The organism is Bacillus sp. ABR (genome assembly GCF_056172715.1).
Map to the genome: position 1 here is coordinate 57,246 of NZ_JAOYSL010000006.1, position 18,117 is coordinate 75,362.

17 protein-coding genes and 2 other annotated features are annotated in these 18,117 nt (G+C 39.3%); of the genes, 3 read left to right on the forward strand and 14 right to left on the reverse strand.

The annotated features are described in order from the left end of the window. Positions 1 to 245: 245 nt before the first annotated feature. Entirely contained in the window at positions 246 to 1,754 is a 1,509-nt protein-coding gene (locus OIT90_RS17345; RefSeq protein ID WP_058837459.1) for a helix-turn-helix domain-containing protein, read from the forward strand. A gap of 56 nt (positions 1,755 to 1,810) precedes the next feature. Here OIT90_RS17345 and OIT90_RS17350 read toward each other — a convergent pair whose 3' ends face one another. The 12 genes from OIT90_RS17350 to OIT90_RS17405 all read right to left on the reverse strand — a co-directional run bounded on the left by OIT90_RS17350 (position 1,811) and on the right by OIT90_RS17405 (position 14,757). Next, a complete protein-coding gene (locus OIT90_RS17350) occupies positions 1,811 to 2,092 on the reverse strand; it encodes a hypothetical protein (RefSeq protein WP_039177194.1) in 282 nt (93 codons plus the stop codon). 342 nt (positions 2,093 to 2,434) lie between these two features. Next, complete coding sequence (locus OIT90_RS17355; RefSeq protein ID WP_474892775.1) at positions 2,435 to 3,718, reverse strand: hypothetical protein; 1,284 nt, start codon at positions 3,716 to 3,718, stop codon at positions 2,435 to 2,437. Positions 3,719 to 3,735: 17 nt separating this feature from the next. Continuing rightward, positions 3,736 to 4,311, reverse strand: a complete 576-nt coding sequence (locus tag OIT90_RS17360) for a hypothetical protein (RefSeq protein WP_330545997.1) — start codon at positions 4,309 to 4,311, stop codon at positions 3,736 to 3,738. Positions 4,312 to 4,469: 158 nt separating this feature from the next. Then, positions 4,470 to 6,398: a threonine--tRNA ligase gene (thrS, locus tag OIT90_RS17365; RefSeq protein WP_474892776.1), complete on the reverse strand. Its 1,929-nt coding sequence runs from the start codon at positions 6,396 to 6,398 to the stop codon at positions 4,470 to 4,472. Positions 6,399 to 6,451: 53 nt separating this feature from the next. Beyond that, positions 6,452 to 6,676, reverse strand: a binding site (T-box leader). A gap of 37 nt (positions 6,677 to 6,713) precedes the next feature. Next, positions 6,714 to 6,937 (reverse strand) — a binding site (T-box leader). Between the two features lie 189 nt (positions 6,938 to 7,126). After that, positions 7,127 to 7,885 carry an HNH endonuclease gene (locus tag OIT90_RS17370; protein ID WP_372556236.1) on the reverse strand — a complete coding sequence of 253 codons (759 nt, stop codon included), beginning with the start codon at positions 7,883 to 7,885 and terminating at the stop codon, positions 7,127 to 7,129. Between the two features lie 219 nt (positions 7,886 to 8,104). Beyond that, complete coding sequence (locus tag OIT90_RS17375; protein WP_474892777.1) at positions 8,105 to 8,935, reverse strand: DNA alkylation repair protein; 831 nt, start codon at positions 8,933 to 8,935, stop codon at positions 8,105 to 8,107. A 188-nt stretch (positions 8,936 to 9,123) separates the two neighbouring features. Continuing rightward, on the reverse strand, positions 9,124 to 10,311 hold the full coding sequence (locus OIT90_RS17380; protein WP_474892778.1) for an MFS transporter: 1,188 nt from the start codon (positions 10,309 to 10,311) through the stop codon (positions 9,124 to 9,126). A gap of 26 nt (positions 10,312 to 10,337) precedes the next feature. Then, positions 10,338 to 11,165, reverse strand: a complete 828-nt coding sequence (locus tag OIT90_RS17385) for a MerR family transcriptional regulator (RefSeq protein WP_144495516.1) — start codon at positions 11,163 to 11,165, stop codon at positions 10,338 to 10,340. Positions 11,166 to 11,325: 160 nt separating this feature from the next. Beyond that, the gene (locus OIT90_RS17390; RefSeq protein WP_059377686.1) at positions 11,326 to 11,841 is read right to left on the reverse strand and encodes a hypothetical protein; all 516 of its coding nucleotides are present in this window, start codon (positions 11,839 to 11,841) and stop codon (positions 11,326 to 11,328) included. Between the two features lie 32 nt (positions 11,842 to 11,873). Beyond that, positions 11,874 to 12,284 (reverse strand): DUF6508 domain-containing protein, encoded by a 411-nt coding sequence (locus OIT90_RS17395; RefSeq protein ID WP_212044476.1) that lies wholly within the window; start codon positions 12,282 to 12,284, stop codon positions 11,874 to 11,876. A gap of 115 nt (positions 12,285 to 12,399) precedes the next feature. Next, a complete protein-coding gene (gene rlmD / locus OIT90_RS17400) occupies positions 12,400 to 13,785 on the reverse strand; it encodes a 23S rRNA (uracil(1939)-C(5))-methyltransferase RlmD (RefSeq protein WP_474892779.1) in 1,386 nt (461 codons plus the stop codon). Positions 13,786 to 13,887: 102 nt separating this feature from the next. Further along, positions 13,888 to 14,757, reverse strand: coding sequence for a DNA-3-methyladenine glycosylase family protein (locus tag OIT90_RS17405; protein WP_039177175.1), 870 nt, complete (start codon positions 14,755 to 14,757; stop codon positions 13,888 to 13,890). A gap of 434 nt (positions 14,758 to 15,191) precedes the next feature. On the opposite strand from OIT90_RS17405, the gene OIT90_RS17410 reads away from it, so the two are divergent. Beyond that, complete coding sequence (locus OIT90_RS17410; protein ID WP_039177173.1) at positions 15,192 to 15,707, forward strand: hypothetical protein; 516 nt, start codon at positions 15,192 to 15,194, stop codon at positions 15,705 to 15,707. 131 nt (positions 15,708 to 15,838) lie between these two features. After that, positions 15,839 to 16,798, forward strand: coding sequence for a magnesium/cobalt transporter CorA (gene corA / locus OIT90_RS17415; RefSeq protein ID WP_048240108.1), 960 nt, complete (start codon positions 15,839 to 15,841; stop codon positions 16,796 to 16,798). Between the two features lie 89 nt (positions 16,799 to 16,887). On the opposite strand, the gene pdaA is transcribed toward corA, so the two are convergent. Both pdaA and OIT90_RS17425 read right to left on the reverse strand, forming a co-directional pair. Then, complete coding sequence (gene pdaA, locus OIT90_RS17420; protein WP_058837471.1) at positions 16,888 to 17,679, reverse strand: delta-lactam-biosynthetic de-N-acetylase; 792 nt, start codon at positions 17,677 to 17,679, stop codon at positions 16,888 to 16,890. Between the two features lie 101 nt (positions 17,680 to 17,780). Further along, positions 17,781 to 17,972 carry an SE1561 family protein gene (locus tag OIT90_RS17425; protein WP_012009274.1) on the reverse strand — a complete coding sequence of 64 codons (192 nt, stop codon included), beginning with the start codon at positions 17,970 to 17,972 and terminating at the stop codon, positions 17,781 to 17,783. Positions 17,973 to 18,117: the final 145 nt, after the last annotated feature.

An 18,117-nucleotide genomic window follows, 5' to 3' on the forward strand; every position in this document is an offset into this window, starting at 1 on the left:
AATATCTAAAATGATCCATTTTTATAGGATTCATGGCTTACTTATCACCTTTTAAAAGAAAAATATGGAGAATTAACGAATAATATTTGTTTTCGTCTAATTTTTTTCTCTTTTATCATGAAAAGTGAAGACAAAACGATTTAGCCTAAATATTAAAATCATTTTATGCCTATTTAGAAAATCAAATGTTCTTTAAGTGAACTTCATAATATAGAGGCAAGCCAAGGGAAGGAGTTAGTTGTTTAATGGAGCTCATTGATAATAAATCAAAGAGATGGATAAAAATTTTAAAACTGCTTGTATCAAAAGATAAGTGGTGGAGCCTTCAAGAAATATCGAATGAACAAATCGGTTCGGTTCGTGCCATTCAAAGCGATTTAGAACAAATGAAGTCGTTCCAAACAGAGAACGGAGAGCCGTTAATCCACATAAAGCCAAGACAAGGCATATCCATTTGTTATACACAGACGATACGAGTCGACTACTATATCAAAGAAATTCTAAAAGATACGATTGAAATTCGATTGATTGATGGCGTTTTCTTTGAACAAAACAGGTCTTTCTATGAATGGATGGACATACTGAATATCAGTAGATCCACATTGTATAACACCATTCATAAAATCAATTCGCTTCTTATCTCGTATGACATTGAGTTACGACCAGATAGTATGCAGTTCCATGGAAATGAGAAGGAGATTCGTCAATTTTTTGTGGAATTTTTGTTTGAAGTCTATGGAAGCAGGCTTTGGCCATTCGATGATATTCAAAAGCAAGATGCAGTTGATTTTTTACAAAAGCTATTTCAGGTGCTCGAAGTCAATCTACCTGATGTGGCGATAGATAAATTTTGCCTATGGCTCGCCGTTTCCATACACCGAGTGAGGAAAAATTTTTCAATACGACGCAATTATAGGTACTCAATGGATAAGGAAAAACAAACATCTACAGCTAAAGGTATCTATAATCAAATCAAAAACTTGGAAGAACACGTTTGCCAAATGACAAAGGACACTTTTGGTGTTACGTTGGATCGTCACGAATTTGTCTTTTTACTATTGATTGAACCAGCTATTGGCCATTATAAATCAATTGAAACTGTCGAAGAAAAATTGACGTTCTTTCAATCGCATACACCACACCTCTTCGAAGCCATTCATTCCTTTATCAACCAACTGGAGTTGATATTTCATCAAGAGGTGGCTAATCGCAAGGCGATGACACTGATTCTTCTCCAATATTATGTGTATTCTAGGGAAATTACCGTAAGAGATGGATTCCTTTTCAAAAAGAAATCGAGGTATTTATCAGAGGTAAAAAAACAGCTTCCTTACTTCTATTCGAGGATTACTCATATCATCCAAGAGTTAAAAACAGACGATATACTTGCTTCTTTTGTGAAAAATGAACGAGAATTGATTCGTATCATTACTTCTAACTGGAGGGGGCTTGTTCATTTGGAAATGGATCGGAGAAACGTGTTGAACATTTTTGTCATTTCAACATTAGGTTATAATCATAGTTTGTTTATTGCGGATTTAATTAAATTAAGATTGCCTCCTCTCATTCATATTTTCACAAGTCCAGAAAATACATTAAATGAACAGACAATGGATCGACTTGGGATTGATATGATTGTGACCGATACTGAACTTCCTAATCAATTAGGACGGTCTACGCTGCTGATCAGCTCTTTTCCAACAAAGAAAGAAGTGGACAACTTGCACTCAAGATTGGTTGATATGACAAACTAAGATTCACCAAAAAAAAGCTGCTGAGGAGCTCTCTCAAGCAGCTTTTTGCTTCTGTATTAATGAAGCGCTATTTGTTCATTCATCAAATCAATAGCATAAAGCGATTGCTCATATTCATCTAATAGAAGGTAGACTTTGAGCGGTGCAGCAGTTTGATCTGTCTGCTGCGTGAATAGGACACAAGTGAATTTTTCGATTCCTTCTGGCAGCTTGCTTTTCAGAAAAGGATGAAGAATAGGAGAGATTCGAAGGGTATCAACATCTTGCAACCAAAGCTCATCTTGTAACGCAGGATAATGATCAACCAAAAACTGACGAAACACTTCCAATGTACTCAAGTTAGATATCCTCACTTTCTTCTATTTATAGCTTTAAGCTTACCTAAAACAAACATGTTCAACTCACCCTATGATCTCAGTCCGCCTATTTTCGCATACTACTAGAGACACAATGTCATTTTTTCTTCTAAAAGATTTGTAGATCAACTTTACTGTCATGAGTTTTCCATATGTATGACGTTTACTATATGAAATACGAATTCCCACCGATGGACCTATGATCATATTCTTATCTGTTTCTTTCGTGATGAAACGACAACTTCCTTCTACAAAATTCCATTTTTATTCTAAAAAGAGGAAAATGGGACAAAAAAGAACAGCTGCTCACTGTTCTTTTAGAAGTTATGAAAGGTCTGTCAAAGAGAATACTTCGCCGCTCACTGCATCAACGCCATCATGACAGTCAAGCTTGCCGCATAAAACATATTGTTTTTGCACATCGTCATAGACATAGATCGGTGTAAGTTCGAGGCGTTCTCTCAATGTTTCAAAGGCTTCTTTCTGAGATATGGTGATTTCACTAGCTGATTGAGATGGATTGAGTATCCCGCATACTTGAAACATCTCTTTTTTATCTATGTAATTAATGGCTTCAAAAGTGCTGGCATCAATGAAGACCTTGATCTTATCCATAAATCCACAGCCTTCTTGCTCATTCGTTTTTAATATCGCTTCGATATAGCCATGATCACGGTGGAGTGTTTTAAGCACCCACTTCCCTGTATCCTTTGAATATTTTTGCGCCAAAAAGGTGCGAACCGCTTTGATACACTCAGCTTGCTCCTCTTTTGAGATCGGGAATGTATCTGGTGAAGGCTCCAGTGAGAAGGCTTGTTCAGCAGTAATGTCCTCGTTTATATTGACTTCCTTTTTTTCAAAGGTTTTGGTTAAAGGTTCATTCCACTCCATGACCTGATTCATGTGTATACAATGTGTTTCTTCACGCCCAATTTCAAACGGTATCGTTCCTGTCCCATCGTTCTTGACATAAATTTCTTCTAACGCAAATATAGGGCGGATTCGATTCTGCTCGAAGGAGGGCCAATCAAACCGCTGCACTTGCTGCTGAGCTAAATCCTCGATCCTATCAATGGAAAGCACATATTCTTCAGCTCTTAGTCGTTTTTTTGCCATAAATGGCCCTCGATGTATAAAGTGAATGAGCTGCCCATGTTCATCCCATTTCACCTCGATTCTACCTGAAGGCGTCACTTTCACACCATCTATTGCTTCTTCGAAAAAAAGTTCCCCTTTCTCCTTTTGTTGCAAGTGAAAATGCTCACCATCAATCAACTCTGTTTCTTGTTCAATCCATTGAATGGCATGAGCTGGATAAGGCCTCTTAAATGTGACACCATTCTTCGCGAAGGTTTTATCCATGACAAAAATAACTGTTTCAACCTGCCCTGTATTCAAATTCACGTCAATTACGGCTGTGCCGTCCGGGTTTAGATCATCGTCCTCTGGTTCAGCTTCATGGGAGGGAAACCATTCCATATTCAATGTATACACCGTTTCATTGAACATATTGACGTAACGATGAAAATTGTGCCTTTTTAGATAGTAAAGATCTAAGCCAAATTTCGCCTTTGTCTGATCGATCAGTTGTTGTATGTTTGCATTCATTTGTTTCACCTCAAAATTCAGTTTAATGGAAGAAGAAAGATGACGATAAAGCCGAATATGACGATCACTGATAATAATCCTAATGCCATTGCCAGCATATTTGATTCCTTTGTAAAGCCTTTTAATCCGTGCGCTTCAGTCGACCGATCGATTTTTCTAAAGCGAAAGAGCATGCTTATATTGATAATGGCTAGAGCCATAACAAATAAGAAAATGAGAAACTTAAGTTCTATTTCAAAGAATGAATCTGGTATTGTTTGTAAACTAAATGATTGGAAGAACATAAGCCCGCTCAATATCAATTTCCAAATGTTCTCCACTCTTTGTTCTTTCTCCCACTCTTTTCCCAATTTTTCTTTTTCATAAATGGCTACCTGCTCAAAAATGGGAATGAAAGACTTTGTTGATCCTTTTTTGATCAAGCCGTAAATGCCTTGAAGGAGCATGAAGATTCCTAAACAAAGAAAGAAATATGTAAATTGAATCTCAACTTTTTGAATCAAAACAAAAAAAATCAAGATCATCACGCCGAATAGTAAATTAGAGATAACTACTTGTTTTGTCCTCATCTTTTTCAGTGCAGCTTGATCCATGTAATACTCCTCTCCGTTTTAAATGTTTCTTTTGAACGCTCTATCTTTATTACGATTTTACCGAAAAAATGTTTCAATATTTTCCCTTTCCATTGCAGAAATGGAAAGGGAAAGACGCCCATCATTCAATGGACGTCTCATTCTTCGTAATGAAATCATCACATCATTTCTTGAGCAGCTGTTCTGTCTTTTATTTGCTCAGCTGCCAAACGTTTAAAATCCTCAACAGACATTTGCTTTGAAGTCTTTTCTCCGTGCTGTCTAATATTTAGTGTGTTGTCTTGCATTTCTGTATCGCCAATGACAGCGATATAAGGGATTTTTTGCATTTGTGCTTCTCTCATTTTATAGCCAAGTTTTTCATCACGCTCATCGATTATTGCTCTTATTCCGATACTTCTTAATTGCTGCTGCACCTTTAAGCAGTGATCAAGGTGAACAGTTGAGACTGGGATGATTTGTACTTGTACTGGTGCTAGCCATAATGGAAAGACACCCGCAAAATGCTCAATGAGAATGCCAAGGAAACGATCTAGAGAACCAAAAATGGCGCTGTGAATCACAACTGGCCGTACCTTTTCATTATTTTCGTTGATATATGTTAAATCAAATTTCTCAGGCATTTGAAAATCCAGCTGAATTGTGGCGCACTGATGGCTCCGCTGCAGGGCATCTTTAATATGAAAATCGATCTTCGGGCCATAAAATGCCCCATCTCCTTCATTTAGCTGATAGTCGACCTTTAGACGATCAAGCACATTTTTTAGTGCTGTTTCGGATATTTCCCAAATGGCATCATCCCCTAAGGCTTTTTCTGGACGAGTGGATAGCTCGACGGAATACTCAAACCCAAATGTCCGATACACATGATCAACTAATTGGAAAATCCGTTTGATTTCAGCTTCGATTTGATCTTCTCTTAAAAAAATGTGAGCATCATCTTGGCAAAATGTCCTGACCCTGAACAATCCATTTAACGCTCCGCTAAATTCATGACGATGCACCTGGCCAAACTCAGCCATTCTGATCGGGAGGTCTCTGTATGAATATAAGCTGTTTTTGAACATGAGCATATGCCCTGGACAGTTCATCGGTTTTAAAGCAAAGCTTGTATGGTCTACTTCTGAGAAATACATATTTTCATGATAATGATCCCAGTGCCCTGACTTTTCCCAAAGCTCTTGGTTCATCATAAACGGTGTACTCACTTCTTCGTAATGCGCTTTTCCTCGCACTTCTCTTGAAAAGGCCATTAATTCATTTCTGACAATCTGACCTTTTGGTAAATAAAACGGCATGCCTGGTGCTTCTTCTGAAAACATAAAGAGGGATAACTGCTTCCCTAATTTCCGGTGATCACGTTTATTTGCTTCTTCCATGAAATGAAGATAATCAGCTAGATGATTTGGATGCTGAAACGCTACACCATACACTCGCTGCAAGACATCCTGATTGCTATCTCCCCGCCAATAAGCCCCTGCAACACGTGTTAGTTTAAATGACTTTAAGTACCCTGTAGAAGGTACATGCGGCCCGCGGCATAAATCTACAAATTCTCCTTGCTGATAAACTGTGATGGCTTCTTGAGAGGGTAACCCTTTTAAAATATCCAGCTTATATGGATCATGTGCAAACAGCGCTTCTGCTTCTTTGTAAGAGACCTCTTTTCTTTGGATGGGATGATTCTCATTTATGATGTTTTTCATCTCTTTTTCAATTTCTTCCAAATCCTCTACGCTTAATGTTTGATCGAGCTTCATATCATAGTAAAATCCATTTTCAATGACAGGTCCGATCCCCAGTGTGACATTGTCATATAACCTTTTCACAGCCTGGGCTAATACGTGTGCTGATGTATGGCGCAGCACTTCAACCCCTTCTTTTGAATCAAGTGTGACAATAGACAGCCCAGCATCGCTGTTTAGCTTTTCACTTAAATCAACCATTTGATCATTGACCTTTCCCGCCACTGCTTTTTTTCTTAAGCTCGGACTAATATGGGAGGCAACATCTGCAACAGTCGTACCTGCGGGAAACTCCTTTATCTTTCCATCTGGAAATTGAATCTTCACCATGTTTTCTCTCATAACTGACACACCTTTCCTATTTTTTGAAATAAAAAAAACACACCCATCCCTCATAGAGGGACGAATGTGTAATCCGTGGTTCCACCCAAATTCCCATAACGCGTATTCGCTTTATGGCTCTGGTGCCGTAACGCGGCATTGACGGTATTGGATACTGCAATTTTCCCCAATACAGCTCAAAGGTGGTAAGACAGCTTTTCTGCGTTAGGAAGATTTCAGCGTGACTTCCCTCTCTGGTAACCGATAAAAGCTGCTCATGTCCTTTTCAAAGCAATGATCCTATATGAGTGTACAAAAAAACACACCCATCCCTCATAGAGGGACGAATGTGTGATCCGTGGTTCCACCCAAATTCCCATAATGCGTATTCGCTTTATGGCTCTGGTGCCGTAACGTGGCGTAGACGATATTGGATACTGTAATTTCCCCAATACAGCTCAAAGGTGGTAAGACAACTTTTCTGTGTTAGGAAGATTTCAGCGTGACTTCCCTCTCTGATAACCAGTAAAAATGGCTCATGTCCTTTTCTTCGCTTTTAATTTCTCCATATCTTACATGATGATGATGGATGATGTAAAGCTTTATTTTGAGTAAAGCTAATGAAATTCATTCTTTAAAATGGCATTTTGAGTGATTTTACTCAGGCTATAATCAATTTGTCCTAAATACTCAATTAGCATCCTAATGTAGGTAGTAATCTTAAGCCAGCCATAATTCCCTTAGATTTCTCAATCCTGATAATACGTGTATAACTGTGAAATTTCTATATCAATTCCACCTTTAAGAAGTCTCTCTCTCCTACTGTGAAATAGCTTATCTAATATTTCTTTCTTGTCCTCAAATCGTCCATAATGGATTTTCTTATGACAGACTAAACAAATTGAAACAATATTAGCATGGATGTCTAAACTGTGATCAAATTGATCCTGATATTGCATTGGTATCAAGTGGTGAGCCTCTACATAATTCTCTCCATTAAACTTAGAAATAAAATGCTTATGCTGTTTATCGAACTCACATAAATAATCTGCATCAGCAACAGCTCCAACTGCATATTTAGGATTTCTACTCCATACCTTTTTATTTTTCACTAACCTATGTTTAGGCTTATCTTTTGGCTTATCCTCAATATCAGCTCTGCCGACATCAGCAGGATTTCCTATTAGGTACTTTTCAAACTCCTGCTCCTCTTTAAATAGCTCTGCTTGCAACTCAGAATCATCATAATATTCAATGTATTTTTTAAAATGATTTAAAGCTACACTATACATCCTATGTCCTTTTTCATTCTTCTTTTTGAACTCTGGATTACTAAGAATTTCATCAATAAAGGCAGCATCAGTTAAATTAAATAAATTAATCTTCTGTAATCCATAGTCTCCTAATTCTGAGGATATTGTGCCGATCGCTTTAGAGTATCTTCCAATAGAGTATGGTTTTATATTTGCATAAGTTCTCAACCAATCAGCAAAAGTATCTTGATTCATCAATGGTACGACTCACTCTCTCTGTATATTGTTTTCTTTATAGATAGGTATTCAGAAGAATTAATATGCTCTATTGAATGGTTACAAAAACAATATTTGACTCAAATAAAACTTAATTTATACCATTCTGAAGAATATATCTGCATACCTCTAAGAATTTCTCCTGAATCATTTAGATAAAAATTCCCTCAAAAAAGGAAATTTAGTTCATGTTCTTTTTCACAAATTCCCCTTCACAATCGTTCTCTTGGCTTTCTTAACAATTCTGCTTGTCGCTTTTGTATTAGAATCCTTTGACCACTGTTCGCACAGATTTCGTACCCAATCAGGCTGTGTTTTACTAGCGTCATTCAGCCAGTTTCCTACAGAATCTTGAACATATGTTGATGGATCAGATTTGAGGTGATTTAGAATTGGCAGTGCTCTTTCCGGCTCCTGCTTTAATAACTCAATATGCTTTGTCCATACACCTCTTGGACGGATCGACTCTACAGAGAATCGACGAATATTTTCATCCTCGCTTTTTGCCCATTCTGTTAAATATTCTATACTTTGATCGAGCTGATGACTTAGACTTTCTCTCACTGACATCCAAGCAATTTCGCGAACACCAAAATGGTGATCAGCTGCGAAAGGCTGAATGTACGCTAGTTTCTCTTCCAAAGAGGATGAATGCTGCTTGTTCATATAAGCAGCCCAGCAGCGGACGCTATCAGATATGTGACGGCTGCATGCCTGTATGACTTCCACTCTTTTTTCCTCATTTTCTTCCTGCAGCACTTCATCTAACAAATGACCGATAAGACGAATCGCTTTCATGCCTGACTCCGCTTTTTGTTTGGCGATTTCAGCTGAAAGATCGATTAAATGTTTGTCTAAACCAATAGACGGCAAAACATGCTGTAATAGAGTCACGTGATTGACAGCCAACCATTCAGTTAAATTGACACTCTCTAACTCTCCCTGATTCAAAAGAATCAAGACGTCATGAGGAATGTCACTCCCCTTTCGAGCGCCTTTACGATTGATGATGTCCTCGCTTATTGGCATTATGTATTCTCTCCCGTCTACCAGTACATTTTTGGCATTATTTTTTGGAGTCATTTGTTATTAACGCTTAAAAACCTTCGGATATTCACTCCCATTGTAGCAAATAAACTCCCTCAACTGGTTCTTCTTCAAATCAAAAAAAAGGAACTACCGAAATAAGTAGTTCCCTCAATACTAGTGAATCTATGTTACCTTCCTTGCTCCATTACCTTCAAACTCTTATGCTGAGAGATTCGATCAAACGCCACCATCAGAATGGTCATGAGTAAAGCGAGAAGAACCGTTCCAGCGCTGATCCAGCTGAGGTTCAATATAGATGTCCTGCTTAGTACAAGTCCTCCTAAACCAGAGCCTAAAGCAAATCCGAATTGAATAAATGATGTATTGACACTTAATGCGATATCAGGAGATTTCGGTACAAGTGTGACAAGATATAGCTGCTGAGCTGGCGATGTGCTCCATGTAGCAATCATCCATATCATGATCACCGCCACCATGACCACGAGATTCCCTGTCACAAATGCTAGCAGCATAAGCATGATGATTTGTAGAATAATTCCGGAGAAAATCGTGAATATTGGGCCTTTTTTATCTGCTGCTATCCCTCCAAGACTGGAGCCCAAAAAGCTACATATTCCCGCTAGCAATAAAATGACGCTGATTTCTGTGATGCTAAGGTTTGCTGATTCTTGCAGGAATGGCGTTAAATAGGTAAATAAAGTAGAATATCCACCTACATAAAAGAGTGTCACTGCCACCGCAAGCAAAATTCTCTTATCTTTTAATATCGATAACTGCATACCTAGCGTCACCGGTTCTTGTTCTTTCATAGAAGGGATGCGCCTATATACAACAATCAGCGGAATGAGCGTGATCAATCCAATGGCTGCAAATAATGCTTTCCATCCCATCATGCTGCTTAGAAATGTCCCGATTGGCACACCTAAAACCAAGGAACTGCTGAGTCCCATTAAAATGATGCCAATCGCTGTTCCTCTTTTTTCTCGTTCTACAAGCCGAGTGGCCACAGCCATTGCCACCACAATGGCCGTCCCTCCACTAATTCCTTGTAAAATCCTTGTCATCAGCACCATTTCAAACGAATGGCTGACACTTGTGACGATATTACTTAAAGTAAAAATGATCAGCATCCATGATAATATTTTTCTGCGGTCGATATTGATGGTTAGTGCAATGACAATCGGTGCGCCGATTGCTGCTGAGAGCGCTAAGGATGTGACCAATAAACCAGCAGCTGATGTCGTGACCTGTAAATCATCTGCGACCATTTGAATAATCCCTGTAATGATATATTCGATTGTTCCGATTAAGAAGGCTGCTAAAGCAAGTAAATAAACAACGGCTTTATTTTTCATCGTGACGTTTCTCCTTTGGGCAATGTTTACGATTTGACTTCATTTTTTATAGGAATTTGAATTTCAATGAGTCTTCCTTCTTCATTTTCAGACAATGGGTAATAAATCTCTCTTCCCGGCTGATCTTCTTTCACGCGATATCCGTTATTTTCGATCCATGTCGCCAGGTCAACACAAGCAGTTTGTGCAAATGGAGAATCTGAATGAAATAGGAGCGTCGCCATGGTTTCTTCAGCTGGTAACGTGCGCATCGTAATTCCCTGAGGAAGAGAGCCCCTTAACGCTTTAGCGGAATACCCAACCTCAAATTCGAACTCACTTTCTTTAGCAAGTGATTCCCTCCACAGCACGATTTGTGGCTCAGAGTTCAATTCTTGCGGATGTTTTTGTAACAAATGATGAAACGTTTCAAAGAATGATGGGATTTCGTCAACAGTTCCGTTGGATTGAAAAGACATGATGTGTTTGCTTTCAACCGATTTGATGATGACCTCCTGTTCTTTTTCCACACACCCCTCTCGTTTGATGAGGTGCATCCGCTCCTTAATACGCGCTAATTTCTGCTGTTCTCTCTCGATCAATTGCTGAATCTCACTCTCTTTCAAGAGAAACATGCCCTGAATCTGCTCAACAGAAATATCTTCACGAAGAAGCTGACCCATTTGCTTTAACGTAAAGCCTAATTCCTTGTATAGAAAAATCCGATTGACCTCAAGCAGCTGCTCAGCTGAATAATACCGGTATCCCGAATCTTGATCGATCTGTTTAGGTTTTAATAAATCGATCTGGTCATAATACCTTAAGGTTTTGACAGGGACTTTACTTAACATAGAAAAATCGCCAATCTTGAACATCCTGATCTCCTCCGTTTTGTTGATCTGATCAAAGTATAAACCTTTCAGTAAAGGGGAAAGTCAATAGAAGATTTTCATTTGCATAATCATTTGATGAAGTTGAATAAATTTTTCAAAAGCGCAAAAAGCCTAGATTTCTCTAAAATCTAGGCTTTGCCCATTATCCTAAAATTTTTTCTAACAATCCCATCTGCTCAACAATCTTCATATCATTCATAAATCGTTCCAAACTTACTTTATTCTCTTTTTGTAAGTCTGTTGAATAACCTAAGCATATATTAAAAATACGATCTAACCTTTCTCCGTCTCCACTATAAAAATAATTCGTCACTACTCCATTATTTTCACTTGCAAGAACCACAACTGTAGCCATCTCTAATACATATTCTATATCTTCTTTAGAAATCGTTCGATCTTTTTTCTTAGCACTCATGAATTCATGACTATGAATAGAACGAATCCTACCTTCAAGTAAATTGAGTATAGACTTCTTATAAATGACATACACACTGTGAATATGACTTTTATCAGGACAATAGGGATCTTGTAAAATGAATTTTATACGCTCATCTTCTTTTTCAATTTTTATTGCATCAAGATCATATAATAAAATTTGATCAATTTCTTCTATTTTCATAGGAGGAAAAGTATCGGCTGCATCTGTTTTATTTTTCATATGATCACTCCAATAATTGAAATAAACCGCTCTTAGTCCAAACAATCTAATCTTTCAAGACACTTCAACATGTTTCCACTTTTAAAGAAATTGAATATGGCTCCCTCACTAAATCGCTCAGCTCTCAAAGCCCCCATGATGAGAGCAAGTACACACTGCGCATTTAAATTTGAGATGTCCACATGCTCCATATCGTTCGTTCCCCAATCAATTCCATTTTCTGAGAGGATTTCACTATAGCGGGTAAGTTCCATTTCTTGATGCTGTTCTGCAAAGGTATAGACATCATCAAGAAAGCGTTGGACCGTTTCGGAATAATTCACAAAGGGCATCTGGATTGGGCGTTCAGTTGTTCCATCATTTTCCTGATCGATCACCCATTCTCCGATATGGTCCTCCTGAAGCTTCGGTATGTATTTTGTCAGTATTTCAAATTGACTCATCGTTATCCTCCTCTATTTTATGAACTTGATTTACTCAGTTGATAAAAAAATCCGTGATCATCCTACCAGTTAGCCACCAGTATTCAAATCACGGACTGTTTATTCACTTCACTTTTTACACTCTTACCATTGATACAACTGTCTCAACATGCGCCGTATGCGGGAACATATCAACTGGCTGCATGTATTCGATTTTGTAGTCTTTTGACATGTATTCAAGGTCTTTTGCTAGTGTGGATGGGTTGCAAGAGACGTAGACAAAGCGTTTTGGTTTGACTTGTTTGACGGTGTCTAAGAAGGTGCGCTCGCAGCCTATTCTTGGCGGGTCGACGACGATGACGTCAGGACGGAAGCCTTCTTTGACCCATTTTGGCAGCCAATTTTCAGCTGTTCCTGTCACATAGGTCGCGTTTTTCATGCCGTGTTTTTTGGCATTTTTCTTCGCATCATCAATTGATTCTTTGATGACATCCATTCCTCTTACTTCTTTTGCGCCATCTGAGAGCCACATCCCAATTGTTCCAACGCCGCAATACGCATCGACGACCTTTTCTTTACCAGTCAGTTTGGCCGCTTTTTTCGCTTCATCGTAAAGCTTTAGCGTCTGCTTCGGATTCAATTGGAAGAAAGCACGTGCACTTAGTTCAAAAGAGACGTCTCCTAAAAATTCTTGGATGACCATATTGCCAGCTAGGTGAGATGTTTTATGGCCGAAGATGACTGATGTTTTTTCGCCATTGATATTATGCATAATGGACATCACTTCAGGCAGACGTTTTTGAATGGCTTCGGCAATTTCTTTTTTCTTTGGAAATTCAGGTTTTGATGTGACAAGAACGACCTGTACTTCCCCTGTTTCAAAGCCGACACGCACGACAATCGAACGCACGTCGCCTTTTCTTGTCCGTTCATTGTAAACAGATACGCCGAACTTCTCTAAAATTTTGCGAACAACACCCGTTGTTTTGTTCGTTTTTGGATGCTGCACGATACATTCCTTGATCGGTACAAGCTTATGAGAATTCAGTCCGTAAAGTCCTGCAATGATGTCTCCGCTGTGAGAACGTCCTACTTGGAACTGACTTTTGTTTCGGTAATGCCACGGGTCTTCCATGCCGATCGTTGGCCTGATATCAAGCTTTTCAACCGATAGCTTTGTATGGCGCTCCATTGATTGAATGACAATATCACGCTTTTCATTTAGCTGCTGCTCATACGCCAAATGCTGAAGCTGACAGCCGCCGCACTCTTCGTATACTGGGCATGGCGGTTTGACTCGATGCTCAGAGCGCTTTCGCACTTTCCTGACCGTACCTTCTGCATATTTTGCTTGGACATTCGTTGCTTCAACCACCACTTCCTCACCTGGAAGCGCGCCTGGGACAAAGACCACTTGTTTTTTAAAATAACCGACCCCTTCTCCATTAATGCCAAGGCGTTTAATGGTAAGCGGGAACTGCTGTCCCTTTTGCAAAAGGGCACCTTGCTGTTTTTCTTTCACTTTATTCTCTCCGTTCTATTTAAACCATTGATAGGTTGTCTTCATTTTATTCCATCTCCTTAGTATATCACGTCTTGGACAAAGAGAGAAAATGCCTTTCATTTATTTATCTGTCTCAATGCTTCTCCATAAATATAAAGAAGCGTAGCTTAAATATGGGGTCCATTCCTTGCTTAGCGCTACCATCTCTTCTTTTGTCGGCTTTTCAGGCAGGTCGAAGTGCCGTTTGATTGCATTTTGAATGCCGATATCTGCCATTGGAAAGAGATTTGGTCTTCCAAGCCCATTCATGAGCACATTTTGAACCGTCCAAGGTCCAATCCCTCTAATCGGAAGCAGACGCTCTTCTACCTCCAGATCAGATAAATCGTGTAATTCCTCTAAACAAAGTGAGCCGCTCACAATTCGTTTCGATACATCGATGACATATTCTGCTTTTCGTTGACTAAATTGAAGCTTTCTCAAATCATCTGTTTCAAGAGAAGCGATGGTTTCTGGTAAAGGATCAAACCAAACACCTTCTATTTGCTCACCGTACGTATGGACAAATCGTTTCGTGAGCTCGTAAGCAAACGAAAGATTCAGCTGCTGATGAATGATGCATTTCATGAAACAATGATATAAATGAAAATCCAGCATGAGCGGCGTTCCGATATGCTCCTTAAAAATGGGCGCTAGATTGGTTTGAGAAAAGTGGTCTTGAATCATGTGTAATTGATGCTCCATGCCAAATATCCGTTTCACCTCAGAAAGAAGGGGTTCCTCTGGGCCGTTTGATCGCACCCGGAACATAGGCGCATCTATTGTTCCAGTAGCTTGAACGATGACCACATACGGTTTTTGCTCCAATCTGATCGGCACTTTGATTTCTCTTTGACTCAAATCGACTGCTTTTAATGGATCACTTGATAAGCGTCTAAGCACTTGATCGAAATGATACGGCGGCTCTATCACCAGCTGTTTTTCCCACATACATGTCCTCTTCCTTTCTGCCAACATACGCAGATGTAATTGTTTCATTTTGCATGAATGATTCTCTTTATTGAATACTTTTTAACATAAAGAGTACAAGAATTTATCAGTTATATCTTCCTTATTTGTGGTCATTCTCCTTTTGGATAGAAGAAAGTTTTTAGTCGAATTCAGCTAACATTCGACAGCAATCTTCAACATTTTAGGATCATTTTCCTTAAATTAGAAATAGAACCTCTGGGTGATATCTTCCTCCCTGAATATATTTGTATAATTATGACATATCAAGGAGGTGAACAAAGGAATTAGCGGATTAGGCAATCATTTGTTTTATCTTGCAAGAACATATTTACCTCATTGATAACCGGCTTCACCTAGTTTCACATTTTACAAAAAAGAAGACCCAAAATTAAAAAACAAAGGAGATCCGACCAATGAAAAAAACCATTCTTTCTGTTGCACTTGCCACTGCTGTTTCTTCGACACTGCCATTATTCGCTGACGCTGCTGAGCCAAAAACTTCAGCACCTGTTTCTACTACACTTCAGCAAACTGTCTTAAACAAAGCTGCTGCTGAAGGTAAAGCTGGCACTACGGCTAGCCCTAATGTTAACGTAAACTTTGATGTTCTTGGGATTGCCAATGCCATTGTAAACGCAGTAAACGCAAATGCAAACCGTTCTGGATTCGTGAAAAGCGTCATGGAAAGCACATTCTACGCTGCTGGCGGCAGATATAATGTCATGGTCTTTAACCTAAGCCAGAACTACGAAGACCGTTTTAACGGCGTCAAAACTTTCGCTACTGCTAATCTTGGTAATGTTGTTTACGGAATTTGGGTATTCGAAAGCGGTACATTTAAAAACAACGGCGATGGCGGCTGGGATAACTGGGCGTTTAGAGGCTGGTTTGACCGTCAAGATAAATTCGTTACGTTCCATCGTCCTTAATTCTCGGTTTTATCCATTAATCATACACGCACATTTAACCGATCTCTTTCTGAGATCGGCTTTTTTATGTAGAAAACGTATAAGTTCACCGGCGCTGCTTCATGATATAATGCAAGTCTGGAGGGGTGCACATGCTGAGAAAACTTGCAGTGACAAAAAACGGCGACTTGATTGAACATGCAACAATGCAGCAGCTTTCAAGCCCCGAAATCGCCTGGTATTGGATTGATTTTCATGCACCAACGGAAAAGGAAGCAGCGCTTTTGAAGGAATATTTTCAGTTCCATCCGCTTGCGATTGAGGATTGCTTCCATTATTTGCAGCGGCCGAAGCTTGATTTTTATGAAGGTTATTTATTTTTCGTGCTACATGCCCTTAATCAAAAAACGCTGCGTTCTGAGGAAGTTGATCTGTTTGTTGGTGAAAACTATATCGTGACCTTTCATTTAAAGGAAGCGCCATACATTGATCGTGTCATTCGAAAGCTCAAGGGGTCTGATAAAGAAAGAAACAGCGGACCTGAGCATATTGCCTACATGCTGATTGATCAGCTTGTTGATGATTATTTCCCTATTATTTATCAAATAGAGGACAGGCTGAATGAAATTGAGGATGAAGAAGGTCATAAAACGTATGGCACGTTGATGAACGAAGTATTCGGAATCCGATCCGATTTGCTCAAACTGCGAAGAACGATTATCCCAATGAGGGACCTTTTATATCGTATTGTGAACACAAATACGATGAAAAGCGATACAAACCGCCAAGCGTATTTTAATGATATTTACGATCATCTTTTGAAACTAACAGAGATCGTTGAGTCGAACCGGGACATGACAGCGGATTTACGAGACAGCTATCAGACGCTGAATTCCAACCGGATGAATGCGATTATGATGACATTGACCATTGTGTCGACCATTTTTATTCCACTGACCTTTATTGTTGGGGTGTACGGAATGAACTTTGACAACATGCCTGAATTACATTGGAAATACGGCTATTTTGGCGTGCTGATTTTCATGGGTCTGCTCGTCTCAGGTATGCTTTTGTGGTTTAAACATAAAGGGTGGTTTAGGATTTTTAAATAGTGTTTGTTCAGTTCATCACCCTCTTTTGTTTCAGCGTAAAATCAGAGAGGCATAATCAAAAAGCCTGCAGGTCTTCTGCAGGCTTCTTTCTATAGCTGAGGCAGATGCCATACTTTTTCAAGCATGAGATCGTCTAGGCTTTTAAAGGAATATCCTTGTTTTTTCAGAGCGGTGATGGCATCATCCAGCGCTTCGGCATTGTCTCTTGAGACGGTATGAAGTAAGTAAATGGCACCTGGGTGCGCCTGTTTCATCATTTGATCGTAAGCATACTGTTTTCCTTTTTGATGATGGATATGCCAGTCTACAAACGCTACTGACCAGAAAACAGTTTGGTAGCCGAGCTGTTTTGTTTCTTTTAGTACCCTTTCACTGAACACACCGCGCGGCGGACGAAGGTAGAGGTTATCTTGCTTTCCTGTGATTTTGTACACAGCTTCATTGACACGGTCCAGTTCTTCTTTGATTTCTTTCGTACTTTTTGTTGTTAAATCTGGATGATGATAGGAATGGTTGCCAATGATATGACCTTCTTCTGCCATACGTTTGACAAGCCCGGGCTGGTCCTTTACAAAATGACCTGTCACAAAAAAGGTGCCTGGTACTTGATGTTTTTTCAGCACGTCTAAGATCTTGGGTGTGTACCCATTTTCATATCCATTGTCGAAGGTGAAATAAATCTCTTTCTTTTTCGTGTTGCCTAAATAGAAGGCATCATACTTTTTTAAGAGTGCCGTCAATTCTTTGCCCGCATCCGGCGGCCTGTGCTCTTTGCTTTTCGCAAATCCCCAGTGGATGGGCTTATTAGACACGGCTCCTGCTTCTGAAAGAGGCATGGAAACAAAAAGCGCACATAAACAGATCAGCATGAATTTTTTCATTTACGTCACTTCCCGGTTTTTCTTCTATTGTGCAGAATAAGACCGAGACTCATACACCGATTCACCTGCCAATTTAAAGAAAAAAGCCCGCATTGCGCGAGCTATTCTTCCTTCCAATCATTTTTAAACCGTTCATATTTCGCTTCCAGGTCGTCAATCATCTGGATCAGTCTGTCTATATCCTCAACGTCTGTTGATTCGGGATCTAATGAATCAATCACATTCATAAACATATCTAATCGGTTCTTTAAATAATCAACCTGCTGCTCTTTGCTGTCTGCTGCCTTGCCCATCGATACACTCCCTTTAGCGTTTGTTTATAGCTTATCTTTTTTTCCCTTGTAAATCAATTGTGTCCCTCTTGCGTATAACCGTGATGAGGCTTAAAATTAACTGTTGGCGGGTCTACGTTTGCCCGAATGAAAAGGAGATAGATAC